Annotated in this window: 14 protein-coding genes; 1 reads left to right on the top strand and 13 read right to left on the bottom strand. The window is 41.9% G+C overall.

All coding sequences use genetic code 11. The features are described from left to right. The 4 genes from DSBG_RS20040 to DSBG_RS20025 form a co-directional block, all read right to left on the bottom strand. Positions 1-924 (bottom strand): acyl-CoA dehydrogenase family protein (locus DSBG_RS20040; RefSeq protein WP_068966566.1); only part of this gene is annotated, 924 nt, incomplete at its 3' end. 66 nt (positions 925-990) lie between these two features. Then, a complete protein-coding gene (locus DSBG_RS20035) occupies positions 991-1,773 on the bottom strand; it encodes a short-chain-enoyl-CoA hydratase (RefSeq protein WP_068966564.1) in 783 nt (260 codons plus the stop codon). An 88-nt stretch (positions 1,774-1,861) separates the two neighbouring features. Then, positions 1,862-2,710: a 3-hydroxybutyryl-CoA dehydrogenase gene (locus DSBG_RS20030; RefSeq protein WP_068966562.1), complete on the bottom strand. Its 849-nt coding sequence runs from the start codon at positions 2,708-2,710 to the stop codon at positions 1,862-1,864. 371 nt (positions 2,711-3,081) lie between these two features. Further along, entirely contained in the window at positions 3,082-4,812 is a 1,731-nt protein-coding gene (locus tag DSBG_RS20025) for a sigma 54-interacting transcriptional regulator (RefSeq protein WP_068966560.1), read from the bottom strand. A gap of 575 nt (positions 4,813-5,387) precedes the next feature. Between DSBG_RS20025 and DSBG_RS20020 the strand changes: the two genes are divergently transcribed. After that, positions 5,388-6,080: a Crp/Fnr family transcriptional regulator gene (locus tag DSBG_RS20020; protein ID WP_068966570.1), complete on the top strand. Its 693-nt coding sequence runs from the start codon at positions 5,388-5,390 to the stop codon at positions 6,078-6,080. Here DSBG_RS20020 and DSBG_RS20015 read toward each other — a convergent pair. The 9 genes from DSBG_RS20015 to DSBG_RS19975 all read right to left on the bottom strand — a co-directional run bounded on the left by DSBG_RS20015 (position 6,004) and on the right by DSBG_RS19975 (position 14,128). Then, entirely contained in the window at positions 6,004-6,669 is a 666-nt protein-coding gene (locus tag DSBG_RS20015) for a 4Fe-4S dicluster domain-containing protein (RefSeq protein WP_068966558.1), read from the bottom strand. The two genes, DSBG_RS20020 and DSBG_RS20015, sit on opposite strands and share 77 nt — an antisense overlap. Positions 6,670-6,854: 185 nt before the next feature. Beyond that, positions 6,855-7,514, bottom strand: coding sequence for a phosphate signaling complex protein PhoU (phoU, locus tag DSBG_RS20010; RefSeq protein WP_068966556.1), 660 nt, complete (start codon positions 7,512-7,514; stop codon positions 6,855-6,857). Positions 7,515-7,570: 56 nt separating this feature from the next. Further along, positions 7,571-8,323, bottom strand: a complete 753-nt coding sequence (gene pstB / locus DSBG_RS20005) for a phosphate ABC transporter ATP-binding protein PstB (RefSeq protein ID WP_068966554.1) — start codon at positions 8,321-8,323, stop codon at positions 7,571-7,573. A gap of 39 nt (positions 8,324-8,362) precedes the next feature. Further along, a complete protein-coding gene (gene pstA, locus DSBG_RS20000; protein WP_068966552.1) occupies positions 8,363-9,208 on the bottom strand; it encodes a phosphate ABC transporter permease PstA in 846 nt (281 codons plus the stop codon). Continuing rightward, positions 9,205-10,086, bottom strand: coding sequence for a phosphate ABC transporter permease subunit PstC (gene pstC / locus DSBG_RS19995; RefSeq protein WP_068966550.1), 882 nt, complete (start codon positions 10,084-10,086; stop codon positions 9,205-9,207). Before pstC ends, pstA begins: the two co-directional genes overlap by 4 nt. A 310-nt stretch (positions 10,087-10,396) precedes the next feature. Continuing rightward, positions 10,397-11,272, bottom strand: coding sequence for a phosphate ABC transporter substrate-binding protein (locus DSBG_RS19990; protein ID WP_068966548.1), 876 nt, complete (start codon positions 11,270-11,272; stop codon positions 10,397-10,399). A gap of 102 nt (positions 11,273-11,374) precedes the next feature. Continuing rightward, a complete protein-coding gene (locus tag DSBG_RS19985; RefSeq protein WP_068966545.1) occupies positions 11,375-12,061 on the bottom strand; it encodes a response regulator transcription factor in 687 nt (228 codons plus the stop codon). Positions 12,062-12,184: 123 nt separating this feature from the next. Further along, positions 12,185-13,336 carry an MGDG synthase family glycosyltransferase gene (locus tag DSBG_RS19980; protein ID WP_068966568.1) on the bottom strand — a complete coding sequence of 384 codons (1,152 nt, stop codon included), beginning with the start codon at positions 13,334-13,336 and terminating at the stop codon, positions 12,185-12,187. 96 nt (positions 13,337-13,432) lie between these two features. Next, positions 13,433-14,128, bottom strand: coding sequence for a zinc dependent phospholipase C family protein (locus DSBG_RS19975; RefSeq protein ID WP_068966542.1), 696 nt, complete (start codon positions 14,126-14,128; stop codon positions 13,433-13,435). Between the last annotated feature and the right edge of the window lie 72 nt (positions 14,129-14,200).

Genomic DNA, 14,200 nt, shown 5'->3' with positions numbered 1-14,200 from the left:
CTGCGAGGCAACAAAAGCAGATTGATAAACGAGGAGGCGGGCTGCTTCAATTTGCATAGCCATATCAGCTAATTTAAATTGAGTGTTTTGGAGCGTAGAAATGGGTTTTCCGAACTGTTCTCTTTCTTTAGTATAATTAAGAGCTGCCTCATAAGCGCCTTGAGCAATACCTAAAGCTTGAGAAGCGATACCGATACGGCCGTAATCAAGTGTTTGCATAGCAACTTTAAAGCCTTGTCCTTCTTTACCAAGCAAGTTTTCAGCGGGAACTCTGACATCTTCGAATACTAATTCATAAGTGGCTGAAGAACGAATCCCCATCTTTTTCTCTTTTTTACCAAAGGAAAAACCAGGCATTCCTTTTTCAAGAATAAATGCAGCAATTCCTTTATTTCCTTTGCTCTTGTCCATTTGAGCTGTAACCACATAGATATCAGCATAGTATCCGTTGGTAATAAAGATTTTGCTGCCATTTATGATGTAGGAATCTCCATCCTTAACAGCTGTTGTTCTTGTTCCTGAAGCATCCGATCCAGCCATAGGTTCTGTCAAACCAAAAGCTCCAAGTTTTTCACCGGTTGCTAAGGGTGTTAGGTATTTTTTCTTTTGCTCTTCAGTACCAAACATGTTGATAGGGTTACCACCTAAACTGGAATGAGCGGAAATGGTTACTCCCATAGAAGCATCGACACGGGAAAGTTCTTCGACAGCGATAGCATAGGAAATATAGTCTGCACCAATACCGCCGTATTCTTCAGGGAACGTAATTCCGGCCAAGCCGAGTTCAGCGGCTTGTCTGTAAAGCTCCATAGAAAATTCTTCATTTTCGTCACGCTCTTCTAAGCCTGGTTTGCACTCTTTCTCAGCAAAATCGCGAACCATTTTACGCATCATTTTATGTTCTTCAGTTAATTCAAAATTCATTAATAATCAATCCTTTCAACTCTACAATCTAATTTTTAAAAATTCCTTAATTAAATATCAAGAATCTTATTTACCTTCGAAAACCGGTTTGCGTTTTTCCACGAAGCATGTGCAGCCCTCGGTTTGATCCTGGGTACTACAAGTTAAACCAAAAGCAGTTGCTTCAAAGGCTTGGGCACTATCCAAATCCATATTAACGCCTCGCTGAATGGCACTTTTACTGAGCTGAACAGCTGCCGGTGCTCTTCCGGCAATTCTCTTCGCCAACTTTTGAGCTTCTTCCATAAGGGTGTCTAAAGGATAGACATGGTTAACTAACCCAATCCGATAAGCTTCTTGAACATCAATGATGTCACCTGTAAAAAGCAACTCGCTGGCTAATCCTGTACCGACTAGACGTGGTAAACGCTGGGTTCCTCCGAATCCGGCAGTTAGTCCAAGTGTCACTTCAGGCTGACCGAACTTTGCATTTTCACTGGCTAGACGAATGTCGCAAGCCAATGCTAATTCGCACCCGCCGCCTAAGGCAAAGCCATTAATTGCCGCAATCACTGGTTGAGGCAACAGTTCAATTTTGCGGAAGGTTGCCTGACCCAATTGAGCAAAAAGCCGACCTTCCAAGGCATTGAAGTCTTTCATCTGCGAAATGTCTGCTCCTGCGACAAAGGCCTTTTCTCCGCTTCCTGTGAGGATTACTGCTTTGACACTGGAATCCCTCCCCAGCTCATCGAGCGCGGTGGACAGTTCCGACAATGTGTCACTGTTTAGGGCGTTTAAGGCTTTGGGACGATTGATCGTCAGAACGGCGACAGCACCGTTCTTTTCTAATAAAAGATTGCTATATTCCACGCTGTCTCCTCCTCTATTTCACAATCCCTTTCATAGAACATCTTATTTTCATCTCCGAAAGAGAGGGAAACCAAAATTGTTATTTTCTTTACTTAGCGTAATTATAGAAACCTCTGCCAGATTTACGTCCCAGCCAACCTGCTTTAACATATTTGCGCAGTAATGGACAAGGGCGATATTTATCTCCTAAGCCTTCATGGAGAACTTCCATAATTGAGAGAACTGTGTCAAGACCAATCAAATCCCCTAAGGCTAGAGGTCCCATCGGATGATTGCATCCTAATTTCATAGCATTATCAACAGCTTCAGGTGTTGTGGCAACTCCCTCAGCTAAAGTGTAAACAGCTTCGTTGATCATTGGGATTAAGACCCGGTTCACCACAAATCCAGGGTTGTCGTTGACTTCCACTGGTGTTTTATCTAATTTGACACTGAGCTCTTCGATCGTTTTATAAACTTCGTCACTGGTGGCTAAACCTCTGATAATTTCAACGAGCTTCATTACTGGTACAGGATTAAAGAAGTGCATCCCAATCACTTTGTCCGGCCGTTTAGTAAACGCGCCAATTTCGGTAATCGGCAAGGATGATGTATTAGTGGCGAGAATCGTATGTTCTGGGCAAATTACATCAAGTTGCGAGAAAACTTGACCCTTAATTGCCATATTTTCCACAGCAGCTTCAACCACCAGGTCGGCCGATACAGCATCTTGTAAGGAGGTCGATTTGGTAATACGTCCTAAAATGAGTTCTTTGTCCTCCACCTTAAGTTTCCCTTTCTCGACACTACGGCTGAGGTTCTTATCAATGATGCCAAAACCCCGATTTACAAATTCATCTTTAATGTCATTTAAAATGACAGAGTAGCCCGCTTGAGCAGCAACTTGAGCGATTCCCCCGCCCATTTGTCCGGCTCCAATGACCATGATTGTCTTCACGCTTACTCCTCCTTATTTTTGTTACGAGTCACAAGTTAAATCAGTAGTTTCGTAATCTAACGAATTTATAATGCAATTACCGTGCCAATGACTATTCATTAGATTCAAAATTTTCAACTTTCACTTATACCAAGGGTTATGGCTCTTTTTGCGCACCAATCCTTAAAATGCCTAACTGTTTTAAATGTTCACACTTGTTTACACTTTTTAGTCATTAGTACTCGCAATCCGCTTCAGGGTCCCGACATCAATAAACGTGTCAACCAATGGAGACATGCTTCCATCGGTTGACACGTTTATTGATCGTAATCAGTTTTTAACTTTATATCGACAAAAAACCATTAGGTATTTTGTCTAATATTGAAGATTGTTTAATGTAATTGATGCTTTATGAGCTTCTTGTATAAGCCTGCCCGAGATAAACCTAAGGTTTTAGCCGCTTGAACTTTATTCCCGTTCGCTGTATTCAGGGCATAAATGAGAGCCTCTTTTTCCACTCCACTGAGAATAGCTTCTAAGGAACCGCCGGCAAAAGGGCGTGCTTCGCGTCCATCTAAGATTTGTAGGTAATTTGGCAGATGTTTAAGCTGAATTTCTGAGCCGTCAAGCATGTTAAAGGCCCTCTCGATAATATTTTCAAGTTCTCGAATATTACCTGGCCAGCGATGTTTCATAAGAACATTTTTCGTTTCTGTCGTTATTCCCGTGACAGATTGCGCAAATTGGAGGTTAAATTTCTTGATAAATGTTTCGATCAGAGCTTCGAGATCATCCATCCTTTCCCGTAAAGGAGGGATCGTAAAAGTCACCACGTTTAAGCGATAATATAGATCCTCGCGGAATTGCTTGTCGCGAATCATAGCTTCAAGATCACGATTGGTCGCGGCAACCAAGCGCACGTCTACTTTCCGTGGCTTACTGCTTCCTAAGCGTTCAATTTCCCGATCCTGGAGAACACGCAATAGCTTGGCTTGCATGGCCATCTCCATGTCCCCAATTTCGTCAAGAAATAGAGTGCCCTTATCCGCAAGTTCAAATTTCCCCAGCTTGCCCCCTTTACGGGCTCCAGTAAATGCTCCTTCTTCATAACCAAACAATTCAGATTCGAGCAGGTTTTCAGGTACTGCCGCGCAGTTTACCTTAATAAAGGGACCTTTACTGCGAGAACTTTCCGTATGAAGCAGTTGAGCAAACAATTCTTTTCCAGTCCCGCTTTCTCCTCTTAAGAGCACATTAGATCCTGATTTGGCAACGCGAAGAGCGGTTTGAACTAACGCGATCATTAAGGGGTTTTTTCCTTTTAAGAGTTGCAGGGCGGAACAATTTTTCTCTAACATGGTTTTTTTATAGTAGTCCAGTTCGGATCGTAAGGAATCAACTTTTTTCGTTAAGGCGTAGAGTTCGTTAACATCTTTGAAGACAACTTTTCCGAAAGCCCCCACGATCTCTCCATCCTGGATAATCGGGATTCTACTAGCGATAATTTCGTGTCCGTTTAAATCATGAATATATCCATGCACAGGTTTGCCCGTTTCCAGAACTTCTGTAAATTTAGGGTTGTCGTAGATCTCGGTAATGGGTTTACCAACCAAATCCTCAGGGGATTGCAGGAAAAAGCTTGCAAAGGCCTCATTCGTCATAGTAATAATTCTTTCTTTATTAACCACGATAAGTCCATCGTAAGCCGTATTGATGACGACCTCGAGGATGCGTTGAAGTTCTTTAGTCTTCTCATGCTCGATAACCAAATTGTCAAGAAGATTTTGGAGAATTGTGATATCTTGGAATACAGCCGCAGCTCCAACTAATTCACCATGCACATAAATTGGGGTGCGACTACTTAATAAAATGATGTTATTAAAGGTAAACTTCTGACCTAACTCAGCAATTCCGTTTTCAAAAACTCGAAGTAACCCGGTTCCTGGGATAACGGCAGAAACTGACTGCCCTACTAGATCCCAGTCGGGAATTTTCAATATATTATAAACGGCTCGATTAGCGTAAATAATTCGGCCCTGTGGATCGACGGCAATGATTGCGTTATTCGTATTGTCGAGAATCTCATCAAGGGTAATCGAGATGGTTTGTCCCTCCATTAACATTGGCCAACCTCCCGCAATTTAAATATTATAATATTTTATTCGACAAAAAAGTGGCGACTCCTTCCCGAACCGTCAATTGTTGTACACAGCGGGTAATAAAAATCGGAATTTTTCAAAGAGTTATCCGATTCAAACAAATAAAGAGGAGTGTGCTATTTGGCTTTTTTTAGCACACTCCTCTTATTTTACCGAGTTGTCCGGGGTAACGACTTTTGAATATTTCGCTCTTTGTGTGTATCAAACTCTGTATAATGCGGGTCACTTTTGGTGGCTGGGTCCTTTGGTCGCGAAACTTTCTTGTGGGCGCCCATATATATCCTTCCTTTCAGGTCAGAATATAGTGAACTAACCTAAACATAGTTTTTCCCGCTTCTGAAAATCATATTCTATTAATTTCTTCAGTTTAGTCTTCATTCAGTTCAATCTCAAATCTAAACTTTTGGAATTACGCTCACTCTCAACTTGCATGCTATAATTAAATAAATCTTTCCGCTTCTAGCGAAGAATGATAACTTTCCCACTGAAATAATCTAATGTGGAGGGATAATGTGGCAAAAGATCATCAAATTCGAGAAATGTTAACCCATAAATTTTTTTCAGGTAATATGCCACCTGAGTTCATAGATTTCTGCCTAGCGCATGGCCGAATTCGTCATTATACGCCTAAACAATACCTTTATTTCTCGGGTGAGGAAGGAAATACGGTTTATTTTCTGATCTCTGGTCGAGTTCGCCTGTATTTAATGAGTGAGTTTTCAGAGAAGATTATTCGTGTACTTAGTCCTCCAGTTTTTTTCCCAGAAGTAATTTTAGACGGAAAACCTTATCCGCATGCTGCGCTTTGCATCGAAGAGGCGGAAGTATTAACCATTGATCTCCAAACCTTTATGCGTTTTATAGAAAGCAATCCAGCCATTCTCTGGGTTTTCTACCGCGAACTCGCTTTAGACTTGCGCCGTTCCTATCGGCAAATTAAAAATCTTTCGCTGGGAGATGCCCGTCTGCGCTTAGGTGCCAAGCTATTTGCTTTAGCCCATGTCCATGGCCAATCCTCATTGAACGGAGTTTTAATAACAATTCCCCTATCCGCGACAGAGCTTGCAGGGATGTGCAGTCTTGCTCGTGAGTCTGTTAGCCGCATTTTGGGAGAATTAAAGGAATTAAAAATTATTGATATTAAGAAAAAGAACATTACTGTCTTTGATCCTGAAATTCTTCGCCGCTGGATTTATGAGCGCTCTTCCCGTTCACGCTCGACACTAGACTAACTTTATTATCATTAAGGAAGTGCGTTAATCTTTCTTGTGGACCTGCATCCTTGATATAGCCACTCATGATAGCGGAAATCCAGGCTACCACTTCTTCGTCTGTCGGAACTTGTCCAGCGAATTTTGCAAATTGAGGGTGTCGCCCTACTCGTCCTCCCAAACGCAAGCTCCAACCGCTTTCTCCAGAGATCAGCGTTCCGGAAAGACATACTTTGAGACAATCTCCACAGGAAATACAACGGGTATTGTCAATAGTTATCCCGTTCGGCTGGCAAGTTATGGCTTCTTCTAAACATGTGCGTTCACAGGCTTTACAGCCTGAACACTGAGCATCAGTAATCCTAGGAGTTACATATCCTGAGATGCCAAAATCTTTGATATTCGGTTGAGAACATCCATTGGGACAACCGGCCAAACAAACCTTCGGGAGATGGTGGTTAAGAACAGGACGAAACTTATCTTGAAGAATTTGAAGTAAGTTCAATTCAGTTAGTTTTATCTCCAGTTCATCATAAAGATTGTGCCAATCACGCGCTGCCTTCGGACAATTGGGACGACAATGTTCAAGCTGAAATCCCGTTTGTTGCATATAAATTCCCCCAGCAATTTGAAATTTTCATTTCGACAACTAGAGATAGTGTAACAACAATTCGCTTTATGTAGTGTGGCTTAAATCACAGTTTTTGAGTCATGACATGAATGAGAAGTTATACATTCCGACTAGCAAAAAAAAAACTGGCATGTAGCCAGTCCCTGTAATCTTAGGTTTCTATCCTATTCGTTTAGATCCACTCTCTTTCCGGTTACAAGATATACGATCTCTTCAGCAATATTTGTACAATAGTCTCCCATGCGCTCTAGAAAGCGACATGCAAAGATTATGTAATTAGCTTGAGTTACCTTTTGGGGATCGGCCATCATTATGACCCGTAGTTCTCCAAAGACATGAGCATAAATCTTATCAATTTCATCATCCATCATGGACATTTCTGCTGCTGCTTTACAATCTTCCTGTACATAGGCTTTGAGCCCCAGATCAATCATTTCTTGAACCAAGACACTCATCCTGGGAATGTCAACTAAAGGTTTAATCAATTGTTCTCGACCTATTCTGATGGTTAACTTTGCCAGGTCAACTGCTAAATCGCCCATTCTTTCTAAATAAATAGAGATTTTAAAACCTGCTACAAGCTTGCGTAAATCTAGAGCAAAGGGTTGCTGCGTAGCAATTAGAAGGATACATTTTTCTTCAATACTAGCTTGTAGATCATTAACGGCTAAATCTCCTACAACGATGGTGTTAGCTAATTCCATATCCTGGTTGATTAAGGACTGGATGGCGAGACCGATCCGTTGGTCTACCATCTTCCCTAGATCTAATATATTTAACCGCAGTTCCTCCAGATCGTTATCAAATTTCTGGCGAGTCGGCATCTCTAACCCTCCTCTCTATCAAAAAATACAATAACCCTAAGAAAAGCAAAAGCACCTTAGCCGAAGCGACCGGATATATAATCTTCGGTTTTTTTCCTGGCAGGTCGGGTAAATAGGAGACTTGTGACATCTTCTTCGATTAAATCACCGTTTAAGAAAAATGCCGTTCGATCAGATACTCGTGACGCTTGATGCATGTTATGCGTAACAATAATAATTGTGTATTTATTTTTCAACTCCACAATAAGCTCTTCAATCTTCATAGTAGAAATGGGATCGAGTGCCGATGTGGGTTCATCCATTAACAGAATCTCAGGTTCTACCGCCAATAGCCGAGCAATACAGAGCCGTTGTTGCTGCCCACCTGACAGTCCCAGCGCTGATTTGTGTAAGCGATCTTTGACCTCATTCCATAACGCAGCACCATGAAGACTAGCCTCTACTATTTCGTTAAGTTTTTTCTTATCCGCTTCGCCGTGAATCCGAGGACCGTAAGCAACATTTTCGAAAACAGATTTGGGGAAAGGATTGGGGTGTTGGAAAACCATACCTACCCTTTTGCGCAACAACACAACATCCGTGTCAGAGGCATAGATATCCTGTCCATCAATCCGGACTTGGCCTAAGATCTTTACATTAGGATTTAAATCTTGCATCCGATTGAGCGTCCTCAGAAATGTGGACTTGCCGCACCCAGATGGCCCAATCAGAGCAGTCACGCTTTTCTCGGCCATTGCCAAGCTTATATTCCTTAAGGCCTGTTGTTCACCATAAAAAAGGTCGAGGTTACTGACCACGATCTTATCCATTTCAATTTCTCCTTATAACGCACTTAATTCCTCTTACTCCTACTCCTTATCTTTCCCAAGGAGTCGGTGTTGCAGCCAACGGCTGGGTAGTGTTAAACAAATGTTAAAGATGATGACCATAATGATAAGCAGTGCAGCAGTTCCATCTGCAATTTGGTCAGCATTCGTCCCCGGTAACGGATTTGACTTAGCGGCAAATAAATGCACAGCTAAAGTTTCTCCAGCAGCTAAGGGATTAATATCAAACAATTTACGTGAAACATTCATCCCAGCTGTAAAAATTAAAATAGCGGTCTCACCCAAAGCCCTGCCTGCGACCAGAGTGACTCCTGTAATGAGCCCCGGTAGCGCAGTCGGCAGTATGACTTTACGTAAAGTTTGCCACATTGTAGCCCCTAAGGCTAAGCTGGCCTCGCGATAACTTTTAGGTACAGTCCGCAGAGACTCTTCAGTTACGCGCACTAAGATCGGTAGATTGAGTAGCGCCAAAGTGGCGGATCCTCCTAAGATTGTGAATCCCAAACCTAGCTTATTCACAAAAACAATCATGCCAAAGAGACCAAAAACTATAGACGGAACTGTGGCAAGACTCTCTGTGCTCAACCGAATTAGGTCGGTTAATTTATTTTGGGGGGCGTATTCTGCTAAATAAATTCCGGCTCCCAACCCCACGGGCAAAGAGAAGGCTAAGGAAAGGGCAAGCAGATAAAAGGAGTTAAATAATTGGCCTCGCACTCCTTCTGGACCATTGAAGAAATCAGGGGTCAAATAAGGTAGACCTCGTCCTAAAATATAACCAAGAAACGCTATTAATAAAGCTACAATGACTATGGCTACTAACCACAGCATAGTGCTGGCAAAACGGTCAGTTTGGCGAGCTTTCAACGGGCCGCCCCCTTTCTCACTGCCGTTCGAACAAGAATGATCAAACCTAAAGCAATGAATAACAAAATGAAGGACATCAAAAATAGCGCATTATTCCAAGTCGAGCCAAAAGGAGTATTACCCATTTCCATGACTATATCACTGGTTAAAGTTGATGTAGGAATTACTAAGGAACTAGGGAAACGTGGAGAATTTCCAATGACCATTTGCACCGCCATTGTCTCGCCAATAGCCCTTGCCATCGCTAATATAACGGCTGTTAATATTCCTGGCGAAGCTGCAGGTATTAGAACCCGATAGATTGTCTGCCAACGAGTTGCCCCTAATGCAACGGAAGCTTCTTTATAGGTTCTTGGCAGGGAGCGTAGGGCGTCTTCTGAAAGACTTATAACCGTTGGTAAAATCATAATTGAAAGAACGATTCCAGCTGCCAATACACCATACCCAGTAGAGGAGTTAGTGGACCTTCTAATGAACCCAACAACGACCGTCAGCCCGACATATCCGTAAACAACTGAAGGGATTCCTGCAAAAAGATCGGTAGCCGGACGCATAAACGTCCTTACCCATGGTGGAGCAATTTCAGCCAAAAAGATAGCTCCAGCCAGCCCCAGTGGCCCTCCAAGCAGAATGGCGATTAAAGTTGTTCCAATCGATCCGGCGATAAATGTGAGGGCTCCGAATTGGTTAGAGTCGGGTTGCCATTTGCTACTAGTAAAGAACTCCAGCACACTTACTTGTCGAAAGGTGGATAGGCCCTGCATTCCAACAAACCATATGATACAAAGGATAATCAAAGAGACCAGAACCGCGCTACTAATAAATAAATATCGGGACAGGCGGTCATTAAAATACACCTTGGACTTACTGTGAGGCAAACTGTTACACCCCCAGACATGTTAATAATTTTTCTTTAATCATAGACAAGCTACTTTTACGGTTTTCGGATTGAAATCACTTTGCTTGTTATAGTCTACTCCATTTGTGTAAACTAAAAATTAAGAGAGTGTAAAGTTTAGGTTAAATTCGCCGTGATGGCGTGATATAAACTAGGAACGATAAGTAATACTTTCCTGACTAGACTAAAAATAGGAGCAAGGAATAACCTTGCTCCTATTTTTGTCTATATGTTACAAAAGATGGGATCGGTATTTAGCTTAAACTTCACAAAACCTGCTAGGGACTAGATTACTTCTTCATCTTGGTGGATGGGATGAAACCACTCTTTTCAACGTTTTGATCTTGGAATTCTGGGCTGTTAATATAGTCTAAGAAGAGTTTTACTGTACCCGTTGCTTCTCCTTTAGTATACATATGCTCATAGCTATAGATTGGATATTGTCCACTAGTTACAGCATCGGCGCTGAATGCTACGCCATTGAATTTTAGAGCCTTGACGGTATCTTTTAAGTAGGCAGCATCAATATAGCCTATTGCTCCAGGGGTTTGACCAACACCTGTGAGTAAGTTACCTGTAGAATCTTGAGCGGCGGCAGCGTCAGACATCTTTTGGCCGTCCATTACGATTTTTTCTACATTCAGACGTGTACCGGAAGAGGCTGCACGACCGATAATTGATATCTTTTCATCTTGACCACCAACATCTTTCCAGTTGGTAATTTTTCCGGTAAATATGTCCGCAGCTTGAGCTTTGGTCAAGTTATCAATGGTGACATCTTTGTTAGCAATAAGTATGAAAGGAGCTACGCAAACTTCGTGATCGACCAATCCTTGACTTTTCAGTTCATCCGGTGCAAGAACGTCAGAGTTACCAATTTCAATAGCACCGCTAGCCACATTGTTTAGACCCGTCATCGATCCGCCGCCGCTTATGTTTACTTGCACACCAGCATTTTTAGCCATGAATTCATCGGCAGCTAATTTAACGAGTGGCTGGAGAGCTGTTGAACCTGCGGCAGAAATAGTTTTCTTATCAATCGTTGTTGCAGCACTTGGAGTTGGGGTTGGAGTCGATGGAGCAGCTGTTTGTCCACATCCGACCAGGACCATTAAAGCAACTAAAGTCGTACCAACAAGAGCAATTTTTGATTTTGTTTTAAACAATTTTATTTCCTCCTTAAATTTCCTTCAGCCCAAATTGATTATACTGGAAGTTTGTAAAGTCTTAATGAAATCAATGTAAAGTTTAAGTTAAAACTTTATTCTTTATTCACGGCGAGCAAAAAGGTACCCCACTCCCCTGACTGAATCCAGGACTGGTCCTAAAGCCTTTAACTTATTGCGCAAATGACTAATATGCACATCAAGGGTTCTACTATCAGTGCTGGAAAGGTAGCCCCAGACCTTCTGAATTAGGTATTCGCGGCTAAATACCTGGTAAGGATTAGCTACGAAAAGTACCAACAATTCAAATTCTTTCACTGTTAAATTTAGCGGTTTAGCTGCAATTGTAGCAATGTAACTTTCTTGAACTATCTCTAAGGACCCCCATTTCAAAGGACCGTTTGATAATTCATTTTTCCGTTGCCCTTCTCTAAGCCTTGCCTTAATTCTGGCAGATAATTCTCTGGGACTAAAAGGTTTTGTTAGGTAATCGTCAGCTCCTAACTCAAGCCCGATTACTTTGTCCGCTACATCGGTACGGGCACTTAAAATGATGATTGGAATGCCTGCAGTTTCCTTTTGGGCCCGTAATATTTTACACACATCATAACCATCAATTTTAGGTAGCGTTAGGTCAAGAATTATAAGGTCGGGCTTTTCTCTTTTGGCAAGATCTAATCCCTGCTCGCCATCAGAGGCGATCAAAACAACAAATCCCTCTTTTTCTAAACTAAACTGAACTAACTCTTGTATTTGAACGTCGTCCTCTATCAGTAAAGTTTTGTTCACATCTTAGCTCCCCCCAATATTCAGGCCCTCCTTTACAAAGGTAAGTTTAATTGACTAACTCTATATTAATAGTCTTTTGTAAAGTCTGAATGAAGAGAATGTAAACTTACTGTTAAACTATTTCTAGCCGATTTTTTGTTCAATTTCTAAATTCATGCTTAATTGAAGCATATTTTCTACAACCCGATCGGTAGAGTGACGCTGAAAAGCAACGGCAGCATTCCCTCTCATTCTCTCAAGTTCCTTAGGGTCTTCCAATAAATGACTCAGAAAATATCCCAATTCATCTTCAGTGCCCGCAACGTATCCTGCACCAATGCGTTGCACAAAATTCGCATTTTCTTCTTCCTGACCGGGGATTGGATTGTAGATAATCAATGGTAAGCGCTTCGTTAGGGCTTCGGAAACAGTTAAACCGCCGGCCTTAGTAACTATTAGATCAGAAACTGCCATTAGTTCCTCCACATTATGCACGAACCCTAACCGTACCATTGGTTTACTAGACCGCTCGATCAGCTCTTCTAAAGAATGATATAGTTTCTTGTTTCTACCACAAACAATAATTGATTGAACAGGGACCTGAGATTCTGTAAGTATATTGCAGATTTTTTTTGTGCTTTCTATGCACCCGTACGCCCCTCCCATCACTAGAAAGGTGGGCAGTTCAGGATTTAAAGCTAACTTGGAAAAAATATGTCGCCGATCCAATTCTCTCTCAAATTTTGGGCTGACCGGAATCCCGGTAACCTGAATACGTTGCGCTTTGATTCCCCATGACACTAAACTATTCTTTACTTCTTCACAAGCTACCATGTAGCAATCAACACCTGAATGGACCCAATGACTGTGAACCGTATAATCCGTAATTACGGTGATAACCGGAACATTGAGAATTTGCTCCCGTCTCAATTGAGCTAGAATTGATGAAACTGTGGGATAAGTACATACAATAAGATCTGGTTCAAATTCTTGAATGTATTTAAGAAAATCACTTCGCCCCAACTGACTCAGAAACCGTTGTATCTTCGATTCGGGTCGTAGTTTCGCAGTTCTATAATAAAATTTCCCCCAAAGTCTCGGAGTATGCTTAATCATTTCAATGTAAACATTTTTGGCCATGGTGTTAAACCGTTTGCTCAAGAAATCACCGAAATCCAAATGAATTATTATGGCATGAGGTTCTTTGCTGAGTATACCTTCAATAACAGCTTCTGCCGCCCGGAAATGTCCGTTTCCAAACGCTGCCGAAAATACGAGAACTCTTAACTGTTTCAACACTTGCCCTCCCTCTCGGACGACCATTCTCTCACTCCCTTTTCAAGCAGACTGGCCGGAAGAAAATTCATCTGAAATCTGCGCAAGTCTAAATATTCAACTATTTAATCGATTACTAACAAAATCTAAAAATCCTGCAGAAGTGGCAATGGTCAGAGGAATCAATCGTTTTGCAGCCTTATTGTAGCTCTTTTCAGAACACCCTTTGTCTTGAGATACCAAGGAATATAGAGGGGCAGAAAGGCTCGCATTATGATCAATCCATTGAGCTGGATGAGAAAAAGGCAAATAGATACCTTTTGTAGCGGGAAACTTATCCCAGTTCTTTGACGCCCATGTTTCGAACTCTCTGTGACCGTCGAAAACAACCCCCAAGGAATGGTGTGGTACACACATATCTTGTACTAGATGGAGCGCAGCTCCTAAAAAAAACATACCTTTATCAATGTTCTTTGGGGGAAATGTGAAAGCTCTATTGAAATAGTACTGACACTCTGCCGTAGCATCTGGCCAACCGCTGATTCCTTGCTTATCAGGATGGCTATAAAAATGATTGACGTTTTTCCAACCTCTGTCAGCCCAGTATAGACCCTTTGTCAGCGTAGAATGATGAGCCTTGAATAATGTGGCTACATCTTCTTTTCCGTCGTGCTGCAAAGTAATATATGCTTGCTCTAGACAACGAACGTGGGTTACGCCTGGGGAGTCGAGAAAATATTGCAAGGGGCCTGCTGATGCAAGCAGTAACTTTGTCATCTTACCAAGTGTCTGACCAATAATCTTCTCATACATTTCCAGTCAACACCTCTCCTATGTACTTAAGATAATTTTAAGGCATGACTGTAAAGGGGATATTATTCTCCT

This window comes from Desulfosporosinus cupriresistens, assembly GCF_001707885.1.
In the GTDB taxonomy this organism is placed as follows: Bacteria; Bacillota; Desulfitobacteriia; order Desulfitobacteriales; family Desulfitobacteriaceae; genus Desulfosporosinus.
Note: the sequence above shows the minus strand (reverse complement) of the source record. Positions and strands in the feature narration are given on the sequence as shown.